The organism is Bradyrhizobium sp. LeoA1Lang (genome assembly GCF_055413685.1).
On record NZ_JBVAPG010000056.1, the window covers coordinates 28,166 to 50,555 of the forward strand.

General features: G+C 65.1%; 19 protein-coding genes and 1 pseudogene. 10 read left to right on the plus strand and 10 right to left on the minus strand.

The features are described from left to right. Positions 1 to 74: 74 nt before the first annotated feature. From pcaG to pcaF, 3 genes are all read right to left on the minus strand, one after another. Complete coding sequence (gene pcaG, locus ACZYOF_RS20025) at positions 75 to 680, minus strand: protocatechuate 3,4-dioxygenase subunit alpha (RefSeq protein WP_463716851.1); 606 nt, start codon at positions 678 to 680, stop codon at positions 75 to 77. Beyond that, positions 677 to 1,381 carry a protocatechuate 3,4-dioxygenase subunit beta gene (pcaH, locus tag ACZYOF_RS20030; RefSeq protein WP_463716852.1) on the minus strand — a complete coding sequence of 235 codons (705 nt, stop codon included), beginning with the start codon at positions 1,379 to 1,381 and terminating at the stop codon, positions 677 to 679. Before pcaH ends, pcaG begins: the two co-directional genes overlap by 4 nt. Before the next feature lie 185 nt (positions 1,382 to 1,566). Then, positions 1,567 to 2,775 carry a 3-oxoadipyl-CoA thiolase gene (gene pcaF / locus ACZYOF_RS20035; RefSeq protein WP_463716853.1) on the minus strand — a complete coding sequence of 403 codons (1,209 nt, stop codon included), beginning with the start codon at positions 2,773 to 2,775 and terminating at the stop codon, positions 1,567 to 1,569. Between the two features lie 198 nt (positions 2,776 to 2,973). Here pcaF and mutS point away from each other — a divergent pair, with 198 nt between their 5' ends. Continuing rightward, a complete protein-coding gene (gene mutS, locus ACZYOF_RS20040) occupies positions 2,974 to 5,700 on the plus strand; it encodes a DNA mismatch repair protein MutS (protein WP_463716854.1) in 2,727 nt (908 codons plus the stop codon). A 204-nt stretch (positions 5,701 to 5,904) separates the two neighbouring features. Here the strand turns inward: mutS and ACZYOF_RS20045 are convergent, their stop codons facing one another. From ACZYOF_RS20045 to ACZYOF_RS20065, 5 genes are all read right to left on the minus strand, one after another. Continuing rightward, positions 5,905 to 6,705 carry a hypothetical protein gene (locus ACZYOF_RS20045; RefSeq protein ID WP_463716855.1) on the minus strand — a complete coding sequence of 267 codons (801 nt, stop codon included), beginning with the start codon at positions 6,703 to 6,705 and terminating at the stop codon, positions 5,905 to 5,907. A gap of 46 nt (positions 6,706 to 6,751) precedes the next feature. Further along, a complete protein-coding gene (locus ACZYOF_RS20050) occupies positions 6,752 to 7,261 on the minus strand; it encodes an OsmC family protein (RefSeq protein ID WP_463716856.1) in 510 nt (169 codons plus the stop codon). 53 nt (positions 7,262 to 7,314) lie between these two features. Then, entirely contained in the window at positions 7,315 to 8,100 is a 786-nt protein-coding gene (locus ACZYOF_RS20055; protein ID WP_463716857.1) for an ABC transporter ATP-binding protein, read from the minus strand. After that, entirely contained in the window at positions 8,100 to 8,942 is an 843-nt protein-coding gene (locus ACZYOF_RS20060) for an ABC transporter permease (protein ID WP_463716863.1), read from the minus strand. The genes ACZYOF_RS20055 and ACZYOF_RS20060 overlap by 1 nt, the downstream gene beginning before the upstream one ends. 90 nt (positions 8,943 to 9,032) lie before the next feature. Continuing rightward, positions 9,033 to 10,007: an aliphatic sulfonate ABC transporter substrate-binding protein gene (locus ACZYOF_RS20065; RefSeq protein WP_463716858.1), complete on the minus strand. Its 975-nt coding sequence runs from the start codon at positions 10,005 to 10,007 to the stop codon at positions 9,033 to 9,035. 205 nt (positions 10,008 to 10,212) lie between these two features. Between ACZYOF_RS20065 and ACZYOF_RS20070 the strand changes: the two genes are divergently transcribed. The 3 genes from ACZYOF_RS20070 (at position 10,213) to proB (ending at position 15,535) form a co-directional block, all read left to right on the plus strand. After that, positions 10,213 to 13,017: a [protein-PII] uridylyltransferase gene (locus ACZYOF_RS20070; protein ID WP_463716859.1), complete on the plus strand. Its 2,805-nt coding sequence runs from the start codon at positions 10,213 to 10,215 to the stop codon at positions 13,015 to 13,017. A 197-nt stretch (positions 13,018 to 13,214) separates the two neighbouring features. Next, the gene (gene obgE / locus ACZYOF_RS20075; RefSeq protein WP_463716860.1) at positions 13,215 to 14,270 is read left to right on the plus strand and encodes a GTPase ObgE; all 1,056 of its coding nucleotides are present in this window, start codon (positions 13,215 to 13,217) and stop codon (positions 14,268 to 14,270) included. A gap of 122 nt (positions 14,271 to 14,392) precedes the next feature. Continuing rightward, positions 14,393 to 15,535 (plus strand): glutamate 5-kinase, encoded by a 1,143-nt coding sequence (proB, locus tag ACZYOF_RS20080; protein WP_463716861.1) that lies wholly within the window; start codon positions 14,393 to 14,395, stop codon positions 15,533 to 15,535. Positions 15,536 to 15,574: 39 nt separating this feature from the next. Here proB and ACZYOF_RS20085 read toward each other — a convergent pair. Both ACZYOF_RS20085 and ACZYOF_RS20090 read right to left on the minus strand, forming a co-directional pair. Then, positions 15,575 to 15,835 (minus strand): annotated as a pseudogene (locus tag ACZYOF_RS20085) (type II toxin-antitoxin system RelE/ParE family toxin); the annotation flags it as partial. Further along, on the minus strand, positions 15,825 to 16,103 hold the full coding sequence (locus tag ACZYOF_RS20090; RefSeq protein WP_130579692.1) for a type II toxin-antitoxin system ParD family antitoxin: 279 nt from the start codon (positions 16,101 to 16,103) through the stop codon (positions 15,825 to 15,827). The pseudogene ACZYOF_RS20085 and the gene ACZYOF_RS20090, both read right to left, overlap by 11 nt. A gap of 186 nt (positions 16,104 to 16,289) precedes the next feature. On the opposite strand from ACZYOF_RS20090, the gene ACZYOF_RS20095 reads away from it, so the two are divergent. From ACZYOF_RS20095 to ACZYOF_RS20120, 6 genes are all read left to right on the plus strand, one after another. Further along, on the plus strand, positions 16,290 to 17,576 hold the full coding sequence (locus ACZYOF_RS20095) for a glutamate-5-semialdehyde dehydrogenase (protein ID WP_463716862.1): 1,287 nt from the start codon (positions 16,290 to 16,292) through the stop codon (positions 17,574 to 17,576). A 34-nt stretch (positions 17,577 to 17,610) separates the two neighbouring features. After that, the gene (locus tag ACZYOF_RS20100; protein ID WP_207234489.1) at positions 17,611 to 18,237 is read left to right on the plus strand and encodes a nicotinate-nucleotide adenylyltransferase; all 627 of its coding nucleotides are present in this window, start codon (positions 17,611 to 17,613) and stop codon (positions 18,235 to 18,237) included. A 225-nt stretch (positions 18,238 to 18,462) separates the two neighbouring features. Then, positions 18,463 to 18,813, plus strand: coding sequence for a ribosome silencing factor (gene rsfS / locus ACZYOF_RS20105; RefSeq protein WP_130579691.1), 351 nt, complete (start codon positions 18,463 to 18,465; stop codon positions 18,811 to 18,813). A gap of 48 nt (positions 18,814 to 18,861) precedes the next feature. Then, positions 18,862 to 19,344, plus strand: a complete 483-nt coding sequence (gene rlmH, locus ACZYOF_RS20110) for a 23S rRNA (pseudouridine(1915)-N(3))-methyltransferase RlmH (protein WP_130579686.1) — start codon at positions 18,862 to 18,864, stop codon at positions 19,342 to 19,344. Continuing rightward, a complete protein-coding gene (locus tag ACZYOF_RS20115; protein WP_394568268.1) occupies positions 19,341 to 20,750 on the plus strand; it encodes a murein hydrolase activator EnvC family protein in 1,410 nt (469 codons plus the stop codon). Before rlmH ends, ACZYOF_RS20115 begins: the two co-directional genes overlap by 4 nt. Beyond that, positions 20,747 to 22,114, plus strand: a complete 1,368-nt coding sequence (locus tag ACZYOF_RS20120) for a S41 family peptidase (RefSeq protein ID WP_282528797.1) — start codon at positions 20,747 to 20,749, stop codon at positions 22,112 to 22,114. The genes ACZYOF_RS20115 and ACZYOF_RS20120 overlap by 4 nt, the downstream gene beginning before the upstream one ends. The last annotated feature ends 276 nt before the right edge of the window (positions 22,115 to 22,390 follow it).

Below are 22,390 nucleotides of genomic sequence, written 5' to 3' on the forward strand. Positions count from 1 at the left end.
CGCAAGAAGCTATTTTGAAGATGGATGGCCGGGCCAAGCCCGGCCATGACGAGAGAGAACGCTGCAGTGCAGCCTCACACGTCGAAGAACACGGTCTCGTTGTCGCCCTGCAGGTGGATGTCGAGCACGTAGGCCGGGTTGGCCGCGCCCGCCTTGCGCTTGGCGATCAGCGTCGCGCGGCGATCCGTCGGCACCAGCGCCAGCACGGGATCGGTGGCGTTGGCCGATTCATCGTCGAAATAGATCCGGGTGTAGAGATGCAGCAGCATGCCGCGCGCGTACACCGCGAGCAAAATGTGCGGCGCCTGCGGCTTGCCGTCCGGATCAGGTACTTGGCCCGGCTTGATGGTGTCGAAGGAGTAGCCGCCCTTGGCATCGGTGCCGACGCGGCCAAACCCCTTGAACGAACTGTTGGGCAACGCGCGGGCATCCTGCGGATCGGAGAACCGGCCCTGCGCGTCGGCCTGCCAGATCTCCAGCATGCAGTCCGGCACCGGCACGCCGTCGCCGTCGAACACCGTGCCTTCGACACGGATGCGCTCGCCGGAAACATCAGGCGTGATCAGGTTGTTGGTGAAGGCGTCGTTCCACGCGTACTCTCCGTTCGGCGTCAGGCCGTATTTGAAATACGGGCCGACCGTCTGCGATGGCGTGATGCCGTCCGGCCGCTGCTCGCTCACGATTTATTCTCCATCGGCGTCGCGTTCCTGCCGCGCAGGACAATGTTGAAGCGGTAGCACAGCGCCCATTCCGGCTGGGTGTTCTCGAGATCGAACGACGAGATCATCCGCACGCGCGCCTTCTCATCCGTCACCGAATTGAAGATCGGATCGAACGGAAACAAGGGATCGGCCGGGAAATACATCTGTGTCACCAGGCGCGAGATAAAGGAATGGCCGAATACCGAGAAATGGATGTGGGCCGGGCGCCAGGCGTTGTGGTGATTGCCCCACGGGTAGGCGCCGGGCTTGATCGTGATGAACCTGTAATAGCCGCTCGCATCGGTCTGCGCGCGGCCGGCGCCGGTGAAGTTCGGATCGAGCGGCGCCGGATGCTGATCGACGACATGGACGTAGCGGCCGCAGGCATTGGCCTGCCACAGTTCGACCAGCGCGTTGGGCACGCCGCGGCCGTCCTCGTCGAGCACATGGCCGTGCACGATGATGCGTTCGCCGAGCGGCTCGCCCTTGTGCTGGATCGTGAGGTCGTTGTCGTTCTCGCGTACCGTCTCGTGGCCATAGACCGGGCCGGTCAGTTCGGAGAGCGTTTGCCGGATCGGGATCAGCGGCTTTTGCGGCGCGCGCTTGACCGTCGAGCGATAGCCTGGCGATAGCCGCGGCGGATGCGCCGCGAGCGATTGCAGCGGATAGAGCAAGGTCATGACGATTTCCTCCCTGGCGCTCCTTGCCGGTGAGCCAGCCGTCGAATCATTATAGGATATAACTAACCCGGAAAAGCGGTGTTTTTCGCCTTTCTATCCCGTCATTGCGAGCGAAGCGAAGCAATCCATGCCTCAGCAAGCGGCGAAATGGATTGCTTCGCTTCGCTCGCAATGACGCAGACAGATCAATTCAACTTCTCGATCGCTGCCGCAACGCCCTGGCCGACGCCGACGCACATGGTTGCCAAGGCAAGCTTTCCGCCCCGCTTCTCCATGCCATGTACCGCCGTCAGGGCGAGCCGCGCGCCGCTCATGCCGAGGGGATGGCCGAGCGCGATAGCGCCACCATGCGGGTTCACGAAGTCGGCATCTTCCTTGACCCCGAGCTGGCGCAGGCAGGCTATGCCCTGCGAGGCGAAGGCCTCATTGAGCTCGATCAAATCGAAATCAGTGATCTTGAGGCCGAGCCGCTCCATCAATTTGCGCGTCGCCGGCACCGGGCCGATGCCCATGATGCGCGGCGGCACCGCGGCCGATGCGAGCCCGAGGATGCGCGCCCGCGGCGTCAACCCGTGCTTCTTCACGGCGGCCTCGGAGGCAAGGATCATGGCGGCGGCGCCGTCGTTGACGCCGGAGGCATTGCCGGCCGTCACCGTGCCGGGATTGCGCACCACCGGCTTCAGCTTGGCGAGGCCTTCCAGCGTCGTCTCCGGACGCGGATGCTCATCCTTGTCAACGGTAATGGGGCCCGCCTTGCCGCCCGGCGCGGAGACCGGCGTGATCTCCTCGGCGAAATAGCCGGCCGCGATTGCGGCGCCTGCGCGCTGCTGCGAGCGGATCGCGAACGCATCCTGGTCAGCGCGCGAGACCTGGAATTCCTCGGCGACGTTCTCGCCGGTCTCCGGCATCGCATCGACGCCATACTGCGCCTTCATCAGGGGATTGATGAAGCGCCAGCCGATCGTGGTGTCGAAGATTTCGGCCGAGCGCGAGAACGCTTCCGCCGCCTTGCCCATCACGAACGGCGCCCGCGTCATCGATTCAACACCGCCGGCGATCGCGAAATCGATCTCGCCGGCGCGGATGGCGCGGCCGGCGGCGCCGACCGCGTCGAGGCCGGAGGCACAAAGCCGGTTCAGCGTCTGGCCGGGAACCGTATCAGGCATGCCCGCGAGCAGCAGCGCCATGCGCGCAACGTTGCGGTTGTCCTCGCCGGCCTGGTTGGCGCAGCCGAAAAAGACCTCATCCACCTGCGCCCAGTCCAGATTCGGATGCTTCGCCATCAGCGCCTTGATCGGGGTGGCGGCGAGATCGTCGGTGCGCACCTTGGCGAGAGATCCGCCGAAGCGGCCGATCGGGGTCCGGACGGCATCACAAATGTAGACATCACGCATCGATTCTCTCCCTGATTGCCGCCGGTTCGGCGCTAGAGGCTTGGATTGAGGCCGAGTTTTAGGAGCGCCCTGACGAGAGGTCAATTGACGGGAACGCGCCCCTCGCCCGCTCTCACGACGTGGAGAGGGTGGAAAACCTTCAATCGGCCGGCAAAGCGGTGGGACGGAAGGACGAAATTTTGTAGTTTCCGCCCCCTCATGACCGTCCAGCAGCCTATTCCCGTTCCATCCGAAACGCCGAGCGCGGAAGCGCCCATGCGCGTCACGCCAATGATGGAACAGTATCTCGAGATCAAGGCCGCCAATCAGGGCCTGCTCCTGTTCTACCGGATGGGCGATTTCTACGAATTGTTCTTCGAGGATGCCGAGATTGCCTCGAAGGCGCTCGGCATCGTTCTGACCAAACGCGGCAAGCATCAGGGCATGGACATCCCGATGTGCGGCGTGCCGGTCGAACGCGCCGAGGATTATTTGCACCGATTGATCGCGGCCGGCCACCGCGTCGCCGTGTGCGAGCAGAGCGAGGATCCGGCGACGGCGCGCGCCCGCGGCAACAAGAGCGTCGTGAAGCGCGACGTGGTTCGGCTGGTGACGCCGGGCACGCTGACCGAAGACACGCTGCTCGATGCCCGCACCAATAATTACCTTCTGGCGATTGCGCGCGCCCGCGGCTCGTCCGGCGGCGACCGCATCGGGCTCGCCTGGATCGATATTTCGACCTCCGAATTCATGGTGACGGAATGCTCCGTCGCGGAGCTTCCGGCGACGCTGGCGCGGATCAATCCGAATGAAGCCATCGTCGCCGACGCGCTCTATAATGACGTCGAGTTCGGGGCACTGCTGCGAGAATTGCCGGCGGTGACGCCGCTCACCCGTGACGTCTTCGACGGCGCCACCGCCGAGCGGCGGCTGTGCGACTATTTCGCGGTCGCGACCATGGACGGCCTCGCCGCAATGTCGCGATTGGAAGCCACCGCCGCCGCGGCCGCCGTCACCTATATCGACCGCACCCAGGTGGGCAAACGGCCGCCATTATCGCCGCCCTCGCGCGAAGCGGTCGGCACGACGATGGCGATTGACCCGGCGACGCGCGCCAATCTCGAATTGACCCGAACGCTCGCCGGCGAACGCCGCGGCTCGCTGCTCGATGCGATCGACTGCACCGTGACCGCTGCCGGCTCGCGCCTGTTGGCGCAGCGGCTCGCGGCGCCGCTCACTGACAGCGCTGCGATCACGCGGCGGCTCGATGCGAGCTCGGCCTTCGTCGCGGATAGTGCCGCGCGCGAGGATATCCGCAGCGTGCTGCGCGCGGCGCCCGACATGTCCCGCGCATTGGCGCGGCTATCGGTCGGCCGCGGCGGCCCGCGCGATCTCGCAGGGCTCCGCGACGGCATCCTGGCCGCCGATCAGGCCTTGGTGCGGCTGGCGCAGCTCGATCAGCCGCCGGCGGAAATCGTGGCCGTGATGGAGGCACTGCGCCGTCCCTCGCGGGACCTGGCGCATGAATTCGAGCGCGCGCTCGCCGAGCAATTGCCGCTGATCAAGCGCGACGGCGGTTTCGTCCGCGAAGGTTATGAGGCTGCGCTGGACGAAAGCCGAAACCTGCGCGATGCCTCACGCCTTGTCGTTGCTTCGATGCAGGCGCGCTACGCCGAGGTGACCTCCGTCAAGGCGCTCAAGATCCGGCACAACAATGTGCTCGGCTATTTCGTCGAGGTGACCGCGCAGCACGGCGACAAACTGATGACGCCGCCCTTGAACGCGACCTTCATCCATCGCCAGACGCTCGCCGGCCAGGTCCGCTTCACCACCTCCGAACTCGGCGAGATCGAAGCCAAGATCGCCAATGCCGGCGACCGCTCGCTCAATCTCGAGCTCGAGATCTTCGACCGGCTCAGCGCCATGGCGCTTGCCGCAAGCGACGATCTGCGCGCCGCCGCGCACGCCTTCGCGCTGCTCGATGTCGCGACCGCGCTCGCAAAGCTCGCGGTCGACGAGAACTACGTGCGGCCCGAGGTCGAGCATTCCCTAGGCTTTGCGATCGAAGGCGGCCGCCATCCGGTGGTCGAGCAGGCCTTGAAGCGCGATGGCCAGCCGTTCATCGCCAACGCTTGCGACCTCTCACCGGGGCCGGCGCAGAAATCCGGACAGCTCTGGCTCCTCACCGGTCCGAACATGGCCGGCAAATCGACCTTCCTGCGCCAGAATGCGCTGATCGCGCTGCTGGCGCAGATCGGAAGCTATGTGCCGGCGTCGCGGGCGCGGATTGGCATTATAGACCGCCTGTTCTCCCGCGTCGGCGCGGCTGATGACCTCGCGCGGGGACGCTCGACCTTCATGGTCGAGATGGTCGAGACGGCGGCGATCCTCAACCAGGCGAGCGAACGCTCGCTGGTGATCCTCGACGAGATCGGCCGTGGCACGGCGACCTTCGACGGCCTCTCGATCGCCTGGGCCGCGATCGAGCATCTGCATGAGAACAACCGCTGCCGCACACTGTTCGCGACCCACTATCACGAGCTCACCGCGCTCTCGGCAAGACTGCCGCGACTGTTCAACGCCACGGTGCGGGTGAAGGAATGGCAGGGCAATGTCGTGTTCCTGCACGAGGTGCTGCCGGGCTCGGCGGATCGTTCCTACGGCATCCAGGTGGCAAAGCTCGCAGGATTGCCGCCAGCGGTGATCACCCGGGCGAAATCCGTGCTGGCGAAACTGGAGGCGCAGGACCGCGGCCAGACCGCGCGCGCTTTGGTCGATGACCTCCCGCTGTTCGCCGTCCCCTCCCGCGCCGCCGCGGAAGCAGCACCGCCGAGCGAGGCAGAGCTTCTGGTGGAGGCGGTGAAAGCGCTGCACCCCGACGAGATGTCGCCACGCGAGGCGCTGGAAGCGCTCTACGCGCTGAGGGCAAAACTGCCGAAGCAGTAGACCCTGCCGTAGGGTGGGTAAAGCGCAGCGTGCCCACCATCGCGGGCAGAACGTGGATGGCGGGCACGGCGCAAGAGCGCCTTTGCCCACCCTACGCGTCTCCTCATCCCGAGGAGCCGCGAGGCGGCGTCTCGAGGGATGGGCCAGGGGCGCGATCGGGGCCTCATGGTTCGAGACGCGCTACGCGCTCCTCACCATGAGGATCTAAGTTCGACGCATTCGTCGCCGCCCATGCCACCACAGGCCGAGATTCCAGGTCACGCAGGTCAGAAGCGCGAGACTGAGGCCGATCGCCGAACCGAACTGCAGCGCGGCGACATGCAGCACCGCGATCGCAATTCCAAATCCCATCAGGCCCCAGGCGCCGTTGGCAATCACGGCTGCCGTCGGCGGGCCGCCGATGCGCGGATGCAGGATCAGCATCATCGAGGTGAAGACCACCGGAAACAGCGCGATGATGCCGCTGACCCGCGGGCCTACCCAGCCCGAGGACGTCACCACGACCGCCACCAACGTCGCGACCAGCGAGGCGCGCAGGGGTATGTCGTACCAGCGGCGGGTGATCAGCGGCATCTTCTTCACATGGCGATAGCGCTGCAACAGCGGCACGCAGATCGCAAAGGTGATGACGTTCATGATCAGCCCGGCGGCGAGCGTCCAGTGGAACTGGCGGAAGATGGACGCGAGTATAATCCATACCGCGACGGCTGCGGCCGTGCTGAGCAACGCACTGTGGCGCTGTGCCAGCACGACATAGGTCAATCCGAGATAGATCGTCGCCGCATTGATCGGCAGGCTCGCGAGCGCACCCTCGGCGATGAAGGCCGCATCATGGTCAAGCGCGAGGAAGACATAGGACGGTCCCGCCGAGATCGGCAAGGTTGCCACCAGCGCGCCGATCACCGGCTGTGAACGCTCGGCGATGACGGAGGCGGTCACGACAAAGGCGGCCGTGATCGCCATGCGCAAGACGAGCGTCAGCAGGAAGATGAATTCGGGAGGCATTGGCGCTCTCTGCACCCTCCCCTGAAAGGGTAGGGCTCAAGCGACATCACACCCGCTTCATCGAGACGGCGACCTGCGGGCCGTGCCGGATGGTCTGGTAGACCACGCAATAGCGCTCGGTGAGCTTCAGCAAGAGGTCGAGCTTGTCCTGCGGTGCGTCGGTGTCGACCTCGAAGCGCAGGCGGATCTCGGCGAAGCCGACCGGCGCCTCCTTGTCGACGCCAAGCGTGCCGCGGAAATCGAGATCGCCTTCGGCGAAGACGTTGCCGCTCTTGAGTGGCACTTCGATCGCGGTCGCCACGGACTTGAGCGTCACGCCGGCGCAGGCGACCAGCGCTTCGAGCAGCATGTCACCGGAGCAGAGTTCCAGTCCTGAGCCACCGGTTGCCGGATGAAGGCCGGCGACCGCGAGCGCGCGACCGGTTTCGACCTTGCAGGCGATGCCTTCGCTCTCGATCGAGCCCTTGGCTTTCAGCGTGATGACGGCGGTGGCGGGGTCGGCCTTGTAGCGTTCCTTGATCGGGGCTTGCAGCGCGCGGAGCTCGATAGCGTCCATTGTTGTTCTCCCGGATTTTCTGCTCTCCGGTGTACCCCCTCGATACGCCGCTGTCACCACCACATCGCCTCGCCGGCGTTCGCGGCTGCCTCGCTGTCGGGCACGTTGCGGTCCAGCGAACGATCGAGCGCCGTGAGCACACGACGCTTGAAATTGTCAAAGTGGGGCGAGTTGCGGTCGCGCGGCCGCGCCAGGTTGATCGCAATCTCCTCGAACAGCCGGCCCGGCCGCGGCCGCATCACCAGCACACGGTCCGCCAGCACCACGGCCTCGTCGACGTCGTGCGTTACCAGGATCAGCGTCGGGCGGGTGTCGGCCCAGAGGTCGAGCAGATGATCCTGCAGGTCGCGCCGGGTGAAGGCGTCGAGCGCGGAGAACGGCTCGTCCAAGAGCAGCACCTCCGGCTGCGGCACCAACGCGCGCGCGATCGCGACCCGCTGCGCTTGCCCGCCGGAAAGCTCGCGCGGCCAGGCATTGGCCTTGTCGGCGAGTCCGACGCGGGCCAGCGCGCGCGCCACCTTTTCACGCCGCGCATCGGCCGGCAGATCCGAGAGGCCGAAGCCGATATTGTCGGCGACGCTGAGCCAGGGCAGCAGCCGCGGCTCCTGGAAGATGATGCCGATCTTGGCGTGCGGCGCGGTGATGGTGGCGCCATCGAGAATCACCGTGCCTGACGTGGCGCGATCGAGCCCGGCAATGGCGCGCAGCAGCGTCGACTTGCCGCAACCGGACCCGCCGATGATCGCGATGATCTCGCCCAACTTGATCTCGGCGGAGAAGCGCGAAAGCGCATGGACCCCGTTGGGATAGGTCTTGCCGACCTTGCGAAGGGAGAGCATCAGGCCGCTCCGCGCCCGCGGCCAAAAGCGTCCTGCCAGCGCAAGAGCGGCGCGGTGGCGAGTTCGATCAGCCAGTCGGTGGTCTTGCCGAGGATCGCGAAGATCACGATCGCGGCGACGATCTGCGCCGGCTTGCCGAGCTGCTGGCCGTCGATCAGGAGATAGCCGAGCCCCTCGGAGGCGCCCATGAACTCGGCGGCAACCACGAACATCCAGCCCAGACCAAGGCCGACGCGGAGCGCCACCACATAGGCCGGCAAGACCGCCGGCAGAAGGATGCGGCGGATCATCGCCGGGCCCGAGAGGCGGAAGATGCGGCCGACCTCGACGATCTTGCGGTCGACCGAGTGGATCGCGCCCATCACGCCGAGATAGACCGGGAAGAACACGCCGACCGCGATCAGCGCCACCTTCGAGGTTTCAAAAATGCCGAGCCAGAGGATGAACAGCGGCACCCAGGCAATCGATGGGATCGCGCGCAGCGCCTGCACGGTCGGATCGAGCAGCCGCCGCGCCAGCCCCCAATAGCCGGAGACCGCGCCGAGCAGCGTACCGGCGACGACGCCGAGCGCAAAGCCCGCGGCAACGCGGGAGAGCGTTGTGGCGATGTGCCGTGACAGCTCGCCGCTTTTCGCGAGTTCCATGATCGTGGCGAAGACTTTCGTCGGCGGCGGCACCAGCCGGCCGTTGGAATAGCCGAACCAGACCGCGAGCTCCCAGCCGAGGGCGAGGCCTAACGGCAGCAGCAGCCCGAGCGCGGGCCGCACAAAACGCGACAGCCGCGCCGCCGCAGGCGGCATGGCGGCGTCGGGTTGTTCCAGCACTGGCGCTTCAATGGTCATCGCCACGGCAAGAACCCCTTCCCGCGCCGAATTGCAAGGTGGGCATTCGTCGTCCCGGGTCGCGCTGCGCTCCACCCGGGCTACGGATTGTCAATTCGTCGGCAGCGGGACCTGGTCGTCGATCAGCGAATTCAGCACCGCCTTCACGTCGACCTTGGCGTCGACCACGCCGGCCTGCTGCAGCGCGAGCCCTGCGGCGAGGATCGAATCGCGCTGCGGGGCGCCGATCCGGCTGTGGGTCAACTCGGTGCGCTCCTTGAGCTGCTTGTCGACCACCGCCTCCGGCAGCTTGGTCACGGCAATGAAGGTCTTCTTCAGCTCGTCGTAATTCGCCAGCGAATATTTGCGGGCCTCCTCGTAAACGGCGAGCACGCGACGGACCACGTCCGGGTGGTCCTTCAAAAACTGCTCGCGCACATTGAGGATGCCCCAGGTGTTGGCGTCCGCTTTCCGGAAGAACAGTTTTGCGCCGTCCTCGACTTCCGCCTGCGCCATCATCGGGTCGAGGCCGGCCCAGGCGTCGACGTCGCCGCGGATCAGCGCGGTCTTGCCGTCGGCGTGCTGGAGCAGCACCGGCGTGATATCCTTTTCGGAGAGGCCAGCATCAAGCAGCGCACGCACCAGGAAGATATGCGGATCGGTGCCGCGGGTCACCGCGACGCGCTTGCCCTTGAGGTCGGCGACCGAGGCGATCTTGGAATCCTTGCCCGTGACCAGCGCGGTCCATTCGGGACGCGAATAGACATAGATCGACTTGATCGGGTTGCCGTTGATCTTGGCGACCAGCGCCGCCGAGCCCGCCGTCGAGCCCAAATCGATCGATCCCGCGTTGAGGAATTCGAGCGCCTTGTTGGAGCCGGCGGATTGCACCCAGACGATGCTGATGCCGTCCTTGGCGAACTCCTTTTCCAGGAGCCCTTTCTGCTTCAGGACCAGCGAGACCGGATTGTAGGTCGCCCAGTCGATGCGTATCTCCTTGAGCGGCTCCGCCGCAAAACTTGCCGCGGGCGCAAGCGCCAAACCTGCAATCAACGCAGCCACAGCGCGCCGTGAAATCCGGACCATCCTCAGCCTCCAGGTATTGGAAAATCTTGGTAAAACGTCTTTTTATCTCAATGAGTTACGCCGGAAGGTCAACGAGAAAATCCACACCCTGAAGGCGGCAACGCGAGAATGGCTTTGCTCAAATCAACCGGAATTCAGCACAGAGTGACCGCGGGGCCACAATGTCCCGTGACAGCACAGGCGCCGTCCTTTATCGGGATAGACCATGGATAGTGTCGTGGCCGAACCCCGCCTGGAAGTGGATGACCGTTTCGATACCGCGCAGATCACCGCCGCGGTCGACGCGCTCGCCGAGAAACACGCGGGACGCGAGGACCAATTCCGCTCGGCCATGGCGCAACTGCTCAAGACGGAACTGATCGCGGCACGCGCCACGGCGCAGACCGTGCTGCTCAAGGACCGCCACGGCCGGCGCTGCGCGGAGCGGCTCTGCTTCGTGCAGGACGAGATCATCCGCATCCTCTATGCGGCGGCGACCAAGCATCTCTATCACTCGCCGATCCCCTCCGGCGAAGAGCGCATGGCGGTCGTGGCCACCGGCGGCTATGGCCGCGGCCTGATGGCGCCGGAGTCCGACATCGACCTGCTGTTCATCCTGCCCTACAAGCAGACCGCCTGGGGCGAGCAGGTCGCCGAAGCGATCCTTTACTGCCTGTGGGACATGGGACTGAAGGTCGGCCACGCTACGCGCTCGGTCGATGAATCGATCCGCCAGGCGCGCGGCGACATGACGATCCGCACCGCGATCCTGGAGACGCGGTTCCTGACCGGCGACCGGCCTCTCTATGACGAACTGGTCGACCGCTTCGACAAGGACGTCGTGCAGGGCACCGCAGCCGAATTCGTCACCGCCAAACTGGCCGAGCGCGAGGAGCGGCACCGCCGCGCCGGACAGTCGCGCTATCTGGTCGAGCCCAACGTCAAGGACGGCAAGGGCGGCCTGCGCGACCTGCACACGCTGTTCTGGATCGCAAAATACGTCTACCGGGTGCGCGAAACCGACGAGCTGCTGGAGCGCGGCGTATTCGACGCGCAGGAATACCGCACCTTCCGCCGCTGCGCCGATTTCCTCTGGTCGGTGCGCTGCAACATCCATTTCTTCGCCGGCCGCGCCGAGGAGCGGCTGTCGTTCGACGTCCAGCGCGAGATCGCGATCAGGCTCGGCTACACCTCGCATCCCGGCATGCAGGACGTCGAGCGCTTCATGAAGCATTACTTCCTGATCGCCAAGGACGTCGGCGACCTCACGGCGATCCTGTGCGCCAAGCTGGAGGAGGAGCAGAAGAAGCCGGCGCCGGTGCTGAGCCGCATGGTGGCGCGCCTGCGGCCGGGCAGCACCAAGCGGCGCGTGCCCGAGAGCGACGACTTCATCGTCGACAACAACCGCATCAACCTGGCCGCGCCCGACGTCTTCAAGCACGATCCGGTCAACCTGATCCGCATCTTCCGCCTGGCGCAGAAGAACAACCTCGCCTTCCATCCCGACGCGATGCGCACCGTGACACGCTCGCTCAAGCTCGTGAACACGCAGCTTCGCGAAGATGCGGAAGCCAATCGGCTGTTCATGGAGATCCTGACATCAGACAATGCCGAGATCGTGCTGCGGCGGATGAACGAGACCGGCGTGCTCGGTCACTTCATCCGCGCCTTCGGCAAGATCGTGTCGATGATGCAGTTCAACATGTACCACCACTACACGGTGGACGAGCACCTGATCCGCTGCATCGGCTTCCTGCAGGAGATCGAGCGCGGCGGCAATGACGAGTTCATTGTCGCCAGCGACCTGTTCCGCAAGATCCGCCCCGAGCATCGTCCAGTGCTCTATATCGCGACCCTTTTGCACGATATCGCCAAGGGCCGGCCCGAGGATCATTCGGTCGCCGGCGCGAAGGTGGCGCGGCGGCTATGCCCGCGGCTTGGCTTCAGCAACGCCGACACCGAACTCGTCGCATGGCTGATCGAGGACCACCTGACGATGTCGACGGTCGCACAGTCGCGCGATCTCTCTGACCGCAAGACCATCGAGAATTTCGCCGCGGTCGTGCAATCGGTCGAGCAGATGAAACTGCTGACGATCCTCACCACCGCCGACATCCGCGGCGTCGGCCCCGGCGTCTGGAACGGCTGGAAGGCGCAGCTCCTGCGCACGCTCTATTACGAGACTGAGCCGGTGTTGACCGGCGGCTTCTCGGAAGTGAACCGCGCCCGCCGCATCGCGGTGGCGCAGGCCGAATTCCGTGCCGCCTTCACCGAATGGCCAGACGCGGAGCTCAACGCCTACATCGAGCGGCATTATCCGGCGTACTGGCTCAAGGTCGAATTGCCGCGCAAGATCCGGCAGGCGCGCTTCATCCGCGCCAGCGAGCAGGCCGGACACAAGCTTGCGATCAATGTCGGATTCGACGAGGCGCGCGGCGTCACCGAACTGACGATCTGGGCGACCGACCATCCCTGGCTATTGTCGATCATCGCCGGCGCCTGCGCTTCCGCGGGCGCCAATATCGTCGACGCCCAGATCTACACCACGACCGACGGCCGCGCGCTCGACACCATCGCGATCTCCCGGGAATACGACCGCGACGAGGACGAAGGTCGGCGCGCCACCCGGATCGGCGAGATGATCGAGGACGTGCTGGAAGGCAAGTTGCGCCTGCCGGAGGCGATGGCGCGCCGCGCCGTCCATCGCAGCAGCGGCAGCAAGGTGAAGGCGTTCACCGTCGAGCCCGAAGTCACCATTAATAACCAGTGGTCGGACCGCTACACCGTGATCGAGGTTTCCGGCCTCGACCGGCCCGGCCTGCTGTACCAGCTCACCACCGCGATCTCGAAGCTCAACCTCAATATCGCCTCCGCCCATGTCGCGACCTTCGGCGAGCGCGCCCGCGACGTGTTCTACGTCACCGACCTCCTGGGCGCGCAGATCACTGCGCCGACCCGGCAGGCCGCGATCAAGAGCGCGCTGTTGCACCTGCTCGCTGATGAGAACGCAGCCGCCCAGCCGGCGGCCTGAACCTTCGCCGTGATTTTACGGAACCAGCAACCGGCTGACAGTTAAGCCTTTTATCCGGTCAGCCAGCTTCAGGGTTGCCGCATCGGCGCCGCTGCCTTACCTAGAGCCTCGGTAAACCGAGGCTCTAGCCTTTTGTTTCGACGCGTTTTCTGGCGCGAACCGGTATCCACTTCGCTCGAAAACGCTATGGTAGGCTCATGAAATTCCTCGATGAAGCAAAGGTCTATATTCGCTCCGGCGACGGCGGCAACGGCTGCGTTGCGTTCCGGCGCGAGAAGTTCATCGAGTTTGGCGGGCCCTCAGGCGGCAATGGCGGCCGCGGCGGCGACGTCATCATCCAGGCGGTCGACGGGCTGAACACGCTGATCGACTACCGCTACCAGCAGCATTTCAAGGCCCAAAAAGGCACCAATGGCATGGGCAAGGACCGCCATGGCGCCGCCGGCAAATCGATCGTACTGAAGGTGCCGGTGGGAACCCAGGTCTTCGACGAGGATCGCGAGACGCTGATCCACGATTTCACCAAACTCGGCGAGAAATTCGTGCTGGCCGAGGGCGGCAATGGCGGTTTCGGCAACGCGCATTTCAAATCGTCCACCAACCGCGCCCCGCGCAACGCCAATCCCGGCCTGCCGGGCGAGGAGCGCTGGATCTGGCTCCGCCTGAAACTGATCGCGGATGCCGGCCTGGTCGGACTGCCGAACGCCGGCAAGTCGACCTTCCTCTCGGTGGTCAGCGCTGCCAAGCCGAAGATCGCGGACTATCCCTTTACGACGCTGCACCCGCAGCTTGGCGTCGTGAGCGCGCAGGGCCGCGAATTCGTGCTCGCCGACATCCCCGGGCTGATCGAGGGCGCACATGAGGGCGCCGGCCTCGGCGACCGTTTTTTGGGCCATGTCGAGCGCTGCCGCGTGCTGTTGCACCTGATCGACGCCACCTGCGAGCATGCGGGTAAGGCCTACAAGACGGTCCGCACCGAACTCGAGGCCTATGAGGGCCATCTTGCCGAGAAGATCGAGATCGTCGCGCTGAACAAGATCGACGCGGTCACGCCGGATGAATTGAAGAAGCAGAGGGACCGGCTGAAACGGGCGGCAAAGAAGACGCCGCTGCTTGTCTCCGCCGCCACCGGCGAGGGCATCCCGGAAGCGTTGAAGGCGCTGGTCGAGGTGATCGGCGAGGCGCCGGTATCGGCCAAGGCCAAAAGCAGCACTGATGCCGAACCCTGGGCGCAACCGACGCCGCAGGGCTGATTCCAAGGCCTGTTCGGCCCGCAGGGTTGATGTTCCCTTAACGCTCTTTCCCGTGCGCCGCTTCCAAAGTAAGGGGGTGGCGCGTATTGCTTCGCAAACGCCGCTCCGTCTCTGATCAAACCATGAAACGCCCCGCGCTCAACCGTTTTCGCCGCATCGTCGTCAAGGTCGGCTCATCGCTCCTGATCGATTCCGAGGCTGGCGAGGTCAAGGCGTCATGGCTGTCGGCGCTGGCTGCCGATATCGCCAAGCTGCACGGGGAAGGCCGGGAGGTGTTGATCGTCTCGTCCGGCTCGATCGCGCTCGGGCGCAGCCGGTTGAGGCTTCCGCGCGGGCCGCTCAAGCTCGATGAGAGCCAAGGTGCGGCCGCCGTAGGCCAGATCGCGCTGGCACGGATCTGGTCCGAAGTGCTTGGCGATCACGGGATTCGCGCCGGGCAGATCCTGGTCACGCTGCAGGATACCGAGGAGCGCCGCCGCTATCTGAACGCGCGATCGACCATCGCAAAGCTCCTGGAATGGCGCGCGGTGCCGGTGATCAACGAGAACGATACGGTCGCCACCAACGAGATCCGCTATGGCGACAACGACCGCCTCGCCGCCCGCGTCGCCACCATGGCGAGCGCGGATCTCCTGGTCCTGCTGTCTGATATCGACGGCCTCTATGACGCGCCGCCGGCCAATAACCCCAACGCAAAACTGATCCCGGTGGTCGAAAGCATCAGCGCGGAGATCGAGGCGATGGCGGGTGAAGCCGGATCCGAGCTGTCGCGCGGCGGCATGCGCACCAAGATCGAGGCCGCGAAGATCGCGACCACCGGCGGCACCCATATGCTGATCGCCTCTGGCAAGATCGAGCATCCCTTGCAGGCGATCACGGACGGCGGCCGCTGCACCTGGTTCCTGACGCCGGCCAACCCGATCACCGCGCGCAAGCGCTGGATCGCGGGCTCGCTGGAACCGAAGGGCACGCTGACCATCGACGCCGGCGCGGTGGCCGCGCTGCGGGCAGGAAAGAGCCTGCTGCCGGCCGGCGTGATCCGGATCGACGGCCAGTTCGCCCGCGGCGATGCGGTGATCGTCCGCGGCCCCGATACCCATGAGATCGGCCGCGGCCTCGTCGCCTACGACGCCGACGACGCCGAGAAGATCAAGGGCCGCTCTTCCCCCGACGTGATGGCCATCCTCGGGATCAGCGGCCGGGCGGAGATGATCCACCGGGACGATCTGGTGGTGGGCGGTCCGAGGATTGTCGATCCGGCCTGATCGCCAAAGCATGTCGTCCGGGTCGATATCTCTCCGAGCGCTCATCACCCGAACGACCTCGATGCCGTCGGGCAACGGGACGTAAAAAACAATATAGCTCCCGACAGGAAAGCTGCGCAGATTTCGCCGCAATTCCGGACGCGCACGGCCCGACAGCGGGTTCTGTACGAGCATTTCGAAGATTTCACCGATACGATCAATCTGCCTGTTGGCGGCGCTGACCGAATCGCCCGCGATGAAAGTCCAAATCGAATCGAGGTCGCGATCGGCTTGGGGAAGCTTACGAAATCTATTCGCCACGTTTCCGCGCGGCCAATAATTGCCGTCCCCGCGCTTTCACAGATTCCATCATTTCGTGGATATCGACTTCCTCCGCCGGACCGCTATCAAAACCTTTCTGGATCTCGGCGCGCAGCGCTTCGAGCTTGGCCTTGCGGCGCTCTTCGCGCTCTTCGATCAGGCGCAGGCCATCGCGCAAGACCTCACTCGCCGTCGAATAGCGGCCGCTCTCGATCAGGCCTTGGATCATGTCCTCGAAATGCTTGCCGATGCTGTAACTGGTGGCCATGGTCGTACCTGCAGATATCAATAAATGATATTTAATGATATCAACGACGAGGGGCAAGGCACCTGCTGCCAAGCTCGGCCATTGGCCGATGGCAGGCGTCGCCCGCCAGCCATGCCGGTTCCTCGCCTCGCCAAGACCCCGATTTCCGTGCTAGACCATGGCCTTAACAGAACGCTGGGACACCCCATGACTGCGCCGCTGAAGGCGATCGACGGTAACGCCGATCTGCCGACCCTGGTGAATGAACTCGCGACACAAGCGCGTGCCGCCGCGCGCGTGCTGGCGCTTGCGCCGCCCGAGCAGAAGAACCGGGCGCTTGCTGCCATCGAGCGTGCCATCCGCGAGAACGCGCCGGCCATCCTTGCCGCCAATACCGAGGATGTCGCCGAGGCGCGCGCGAGCGGGGCGACCTCGGCGTTCGTCGACCGCTTGACGCTGACGCATGCGCGCGTCGATGCGATGGCCGACGGCGTCGCCACCGTGCGCAACATTCCCGATCCGGTGGGCGCCGTCACCGAGAGCTGGCAGCGGCCGAACGGCATGACCATCGAACGCGTCCGCGTGCCGCTCGGCGTCATCGCCGTGATCTTCGAGAGCCGCCCCAATGTCGCGGCGGACGCCGGCGTGCTGTGCCTGAAGTCCGGCAACGCCGTGATCCTGCGCGGCGGCTCCGACAGTTTCCGCTCCTGCCGCGCGATTCATGACTGCCTGGTGCAGGGCCTGCGCGAGGCCGGCCTGCCGGAAGCTGCGATCACGCTGGTGCCGACCCGCGACCGCGCCGCGGTCGGGCTATTGCTCACGGGGTTGAACGGCGGCGTCGACGTGATCGTGCCGCGCGGCGGCAAGAGTTTGGTCGCGCGCGTGGAAGCGGAAGCGCGCGTGCCGGTGTTCGCCCATCTCGAGGGCGTCAACCACGTCTATGTCGACCGCTCCGCCAATCTCGAGATGGCGAAGTCGATCGTGCTGAACGCCAAGATGCGGCGTCCCGGCGTCTGCGGCGCGGCCGAGACGCTGCTGGTCGATCGCGCCTCCGCCAGCTTGAAACCGCTGGTCGAGATGCTGATCGATGCCGGCTGCGAGGTGCGCGGCGACGAGACGGTGCAGCGCGTCGATGCTCGCGTGAAGCCGGCAACCGAGGAAGACTGGGACACCGAATATGAGGATGCGATCATCGCGGCTCGCATCGTCGACGGTGTCGATGAGGCGATCGCGCATATCCACCAGCACGGCTCGCGGCACACCGACGCCGTCGTGACGGAGGATAAGGCTGTTGCCGAGAAATTCCTCAACGAGGTCGACTCCGCGATCGTGCTGCACAACGCCTCGACGCAATTCGCCGACGGCGGCGAATTCGGCTTCGGCGCGGAGATCGGGATAGCCACCGGCAAATTCCACGCCCGTGGGCCGGTCGGCGCCGAACAACTGACAAGCTTCAAGTATCGCATCCACGGCACCGGACAGACGCGGCCGTGAAGCCAAACTTGTGATCCCGTTGAAGCCAGCCCAGATCGCGTCGCCATCGGTCGCGCAGGCGCTTCCGTTCTACACCAACGGAATGCGCATCGGCCTGCTCGGCGGCTCCTTCAACCCGCCGCATGCCGCGCATCGCGCCATCAGCCAGTTCGCGCTCAAGCGGCTGCAGCTCGACCGCGTCTGGTGGCTGCTCACGCCGGGCAACCCGCTCAAGAATCACGACGGCCTGCATGCGCTCGCCGAGCGCTCCGCAGCCGCACTGAAAGTGGCCGACGATCCCCGGATCGATGTGAGCTGTCTCGAAGCTGTCATCGGTACGCGCTACACTGTTGACACGATCATCCATTTGCGGCGCCGCGTTTCCGGCGTGCATTTTGTCTGGATCATGGGCGCCGATAACCTCGCGCAGTTCCACCGTTGGAAAGACTGGCGGCGCATCGCCTCCGATGTGCCGATCGCCGTGATCGACCGTCCGCCACAAAGTTTCCGCGCGCTCGCCGCGCCCGCCGCACAGGCGCTTGCCCGCTATCGTCTGCCCGAGAATCAGGCGCCCCGGCTGGCGGATCAGCAGGCGCCGGCCTGGGTGTTTCTCACCGGCATGAAATCCAATCTGTCTTCGACCGGCCTTCGGAACCCTGATGGCAGCTGGAGGACGGTCTAGCGCATGATCGCGTGGATCATGCGGCAAGTGGTGTGGGGCTTACTGGAATATTGAAACCCTTAACCCCACATGCGTAGTATAGGCGGCGGGCACCGAGATTCGGCGTTCGCGATACAGTGAAAGGAATGGTCCCTGGCCACACCTGTATTGTCCAAGTCTGTTTTACCCAAGGTAGCTAACAAGGCAGCAAAACCTGCGCGTAAAACATCGACCCAAACTGCGGCCTTGAAGGCGCAAGGCGACGCCGACAAGACCCTGAATATGATCCTCTCCCGCCTCGACGATATGAAGGCGGAAGAAACGGTCACCATCGACCTTCGCGGCAAATCAGCATACTCCGACTACATGGTCATCACCTCGGGCCGGGCCAACCGGCACGTCGGTGCGATCGCGGAGAACGTCACGAAAGCCCTGAAGGAAAACGGCATCGGCAAAATCCACGTCGAAGGCTTGCCCAACTGCGACTGGGTGCTGATCGATTCCGGCGATGTGATCGTGCACGTGTTCAGGCCCGAGGTGCGCGAGTTCTACAATCTCGAGCGGTTGTGGACGCAAAGCCCGGTCGCGGCGGTCTAGATCTCTGAGCCGATGCAAATCGGCCGAGGCGCATGCTAACATGCGTTAATGCGGTTATTCGTCATCGCAGTCGGCCGATTGAAGCAGGGCCCGGAGCGGGAACTGGCGGAGCGCTATCGCGAGCGCTTCGACGATATCGGCCGCAAGCTCGGCTTCCGCGGCCTGGACGTTCATGAAATTTCGGAAAGCCGCGCGCGCGACGCCGCAACCAGGATGGCCGAGGAAGCGGCGGCGATCTCGGCGTTGATCCCGGAAAAGCATGTGCTCGTGGCGCTGGATCAGCGCGGCGAGAACGTCGACAGCGCGGCATTTGCAGGGTATCTCCGGCGCTGGCGGGACCAATCGGTCGCCAACACTATTTTCGTCATCGGCGGCGCCGACGGACTTTCGCCTGATTTGCAGCGCAAGGCCAAGCTGCGCGTCGCATTCGGCGCGGCGACCTGGCCGCACCAGATGGTCCGGGTCATGCTTCTGGAACAGATTTATCGGGCGGCGACCATTTTGGCCGGCCACCCCTATCATCGCGCGTGAACCGACAACAGAAAGCGCTGAACAATCCGATGCCGTCGCTGCGCGACCCTCACCGTTATCCCGACGCCGCGCGCCGCTGCCGGTATCCGGCATCCTGGCTTCCCCTTCCGGTCGTATTGTTGACGGCAAGCCTTGCCACAGTCGCAATCGCGCAAACTCCGCCGCAACAGCAACAGACCGCGGCAACCGCGCCGTCGCCCGATATCATCAAGCAGCGGGAGCAGGAGCTTGAGGCCACCCGCGAACAGCAACGAAAAGCCACCGAGCTGCAGGAGAAATTGAAGGCCGACATTGCCGCGATCGGCCAGGACCGCAGCAAGCTCAACCAGCAGATCATCGACATTGCGGGCCAGGTGCGCGGGGTCGAAGGTCGGATCGTCGATGCGGAGGCGAGGCTGCGCCCGCTCGACAGCCGCGAGCAGGAGATCCGCACCTCGCTCGATTCACGCCGCGCCGAGATCATCGAGGTGCTGGCGGCGCTGCAACGTGCCGGCCGGCGCACGCCGCCGGCGCTCCTGGTGCGGCCAGAAGACGCATTGCAGTCGCTGCGAACCGCGATGCTGCTCGGTGCGGTCGTACCTGAATTGCGGGGGCGCGCGGAGAAGCTGACCGCCGACCTCGGCGAGCTGGTTGCATTGCGCAAGACCATCGCCAGCGAACGCGATGCGATGGCGCGCGACCGCGACAAGCTCAGGGAAGACCAGGTCCGGCTCGCGGCGCTGGTCGAGGAGCGGCAACGCCAGCAGAGCGCGATCGAAAAGGACATGGCAGCGGAAGGCGCGCGGGCCATCGCCCTGTCCAAGCAGGTCGACGACCTGCAGGGCCTGATCGCCAAGATGGAACAGGATCTGAAGAGCGCCGCAAAAGCGGCCGCCGCCGCCAACCTCCAGGGCACGCCCGCCGCCCCGAACGGAAAGCCCAATCTGGGCGCTTTGAAGGATTCGGCGCGGCTGAGCCCGGCGGTCGCCTTTGCCTCGGCCAAGGGCCTGTTCGCCTATCCCGTTAACGGTACCAGGATTCGAGATTTTGGCGGCTCTGACGGTGCTGGCGGCGTGCAAAAAGGCATTTCTTTGGCGGCGCTGCCCGGCGCCCAGGTCACAACCCCGTGTGACGGCTGGGTCGTCTATGCCGGACCCTTTCGAAGCTACGGTCAACTCTTGATCCTCAACGCCGGGGGCGGGTATCATGTTTTGATCGCCGGGATGGAGCGTATTTCGGTAAACATCGGCCAGTTTGTACTTACGGGGGAGCCGGTCGCGACCATGGGGTCCACATCCCAGGTTGCTTCCATTTTCGCAACAAACGCGAGCCAACCCGTGCTCTATGTGGAGTTCCGTAAGGACGGCACTCCAATTGATCCAGGCCCATGGTGGGCCGCAAATGAAGGCGAAAAGGTTCGCGGATGATGCGCAAGACTTCTGTAATTCTCCTCAGCGCCGCATGCGGTGCAGCGTTGACGCTGTTCGTTACCCAACCGCGCGCCGTGCTGATGGGATCAAGCGCGCGCGCCGCGACCTCGGACACCTACCGCCAGCTCAATCTGTTCGGCGACGTGTTCGAGCGCGTGCGCAGCGACTATGTCGAGAAGCCCGATGACAGCAAGCTCGTGGAATCCGCGATCAGCGGCATGCTGGCCGGGCTTGATCCGCACTCGAGCTACATGGACGCCAAGAGCTTCCGCGACATGCAGGTGCAGACCCGCGGCGAGTTCGGCGGGCTCGGCATCGAAGTCACGATGGAAGACGGGCTGATCAAGGTCGTCTCCCCGATCGACGATACCCCGGCATCGAAGGCCGGCATCATGGCCAACGACATCATCACCACGCTCGACGACGAGGCGGTGCAGGGCCTGACCCTCAACCAGGCCGTCGAGAAGATGCGCGGGCCGGTGAACACCAAGATCCGGCTGAAGATCGTTCGCAAGGGCCAGGACAGTCCGATCGAGGTCACGCTGGTGCGCGACAACATCCGTGTCCGCTCGGTGCGTGCCCGCGTCGAGGCCGACGACATCGCCTATATCCGCATCACCACCTTCAATGAGCAGACCACCGAGGGCCTCAAGAAGGAGATCGCGAATCTCTCGAGCCAGATCGGCGACAAGCTGAAGGGCTACGTCATCGACCTCCGCAACAACCCGGGCGGCCTGCTGGAGGAAGCCGTGACGGTGTCCGACGCCTTCCTGGAGCGCGGCGAGATCGTTTCGACCCGCGGCCGCAATGCCGAGGAGACCCAGCGCCGCGCCGCCCATGCGGGCGACCTGACCAAGGGCAAGCCGGTCATCGTGCTGATCAACGGCGGCTCGGCCTCGGCCTCCGAAATCGTCGCCGGCGCGTTGCAGGACCACAAGCGGGCGACGCTGGTCGGCACCCGCTCGTTCGGCAAGGGTTCGGTCCAGACCATCATCCCGCTCGGCAGCGGCAATGGCGCGCTGCGGCTGACCACCGCGCGCTACTACACGCCATCCGGCAAGTCGATCCAGGCCAAGGGCATCGTGCCCGATATCGAGGTGCTGCAGGACGTGCCGGATGAACTGAAGGCCCGGACTGACACCAAGGGTGAGGCCTCGCTGCGCGGCCATCTGAAATCCGACGGCGACGAGAAGACCGGCTCGCAGTCCTACGTGCCGCCGGACGCCAAGGACGACAAGGCGCTCAAGCTGGCCGACGACCTCCTGCACGGCATCAAGTCCACGGCCAGTTCGGCGCCGCCGCCCGCGAACGGCGACAAGGCTGCGGTCGACAACAAGCCGGGCAGCAAGGCCGCGAACTGATCGGCCACCGCGAATTCAGACCAAGGGCGGCCCTTTCGGCCGCCCTTTTTATTTGGAAGGTGCCGTTGCCCGGGTGAAGCGCCGCGGAAAACCGGGCCCCGGGTTACCCGTGGAAGAGACCCCCCCCGGTACCCGGCGCGTCACCCCCGGGACAGGGCCCCCCCGCACTGCCACCCGCCGCCCCCTTCTAAATTCTGGGGGTTTTTTTTGGGGGGGTGATTGGAGATTCGGGCGCCCAACACATCGCCCCCCCCGCACACCAAAACATGTGCCAAA

Coding starts and splice junctions, on each gene's coding strand:
- rlmH (WP_130579686.1), top strand. CDS start 18,862: ATGCGGTTATTCGTCATCGCAGTCGGCCGATTGAAGCAGGGCCCGGAG.
- ACZYOF_RS20070 (WP_463716859.1), top strand. CDS start 10,213: ATGGATAGTGTCGTGGCCGAACCCCGCCTGGAAGTGGATGACCGTTTC.
- ACZYOF_RS20060 (WP_463716863.1), bottom strand. CDS start 8,942: ATGACCATTGAAGCGCCAGTGCTGGAACAACCCGACGCCGCCATGCCG.
- mutS (WP_463716854.1), top strand. CDS start 2,974: ATGACCGTCCAGCAGCCTATTCCCGTTCCATCCGAAACGCCGAGCGCG.
- ACZYOF_RS20045 (WP_463716855.1), bottom strand. CDS start 6,705: ATGCCTCCCGAATTCATCTTCCTGCTGACGCTCGTCTTGCGCATGGCG.
- ACZYOF_RS20065 (WP_463716858.1), bottom strand. CDS start 10,007: ATGGTCCGGATTTCACGGCGCGCTGTGGCTGCGTTGATTGCAGGTTTG.
- ACZYOF_RS20050 (WP_463716856.1), bottom strand. CDS start 7,261: ATGGACGCTATCGAGCTCCGCGCGCTGCAAGCCCCGATCAAGGAACGC.
- ACZYOF_RS20090 (WP_130579692.1), bottom strand. CDS start 16,103: ATGGCCACCAGTTACAGCATCGGCAAGCATTTCGAGGACATGATCCAA.
- pcaF (WP_463716853.1), bottom strand. CDS start 2,775: ATGCGTGATGTCTACATTTGTGATGCCGTCCGGACCCCGATCGGCCGC.
- proB (WP_463716861.1), top strand. CDS start 14,393: ATGAAACGCCCCGCGCTCAACCGTTTTCGCCGCATCGTCGTCAAGGTC.
- ACZYOF_RS20120 (WP_282528797.1), top strand. CDS start 20,747: ATGATGCGCAAGACTTCTGTAATTCTCCTCAGCGCCGCATGCGGTGCA.
- obgE (WP_463716860.1), top strand. CDS start 13,215: ATGAAATTCCTCGATGAAGCAAAGGTCTATATTCGCTCCGGCGACGGC.
- ACZYOF_RS20055 (WP_463716857.1), bottom strand. CDS start 8,100: ATGCTCTCCCTTCGCAAGGTCGGCAAGACCTATCCCAACGGGGTCCAT.
- pcaH (WP_463716852.1), bottom strand. CDS start 1,381: ATGACCTTGCTCTATCCGCTGCAATCGCTCGCGGCGCATCCGCCGCGG.
- ACZYOF_RS20095 (WP_463716862.1), top strand. CDS start 16,290: ATGACTGCGCCGCTGAAGGCGATCGACGGTAACGCCGATCTGCCGACC.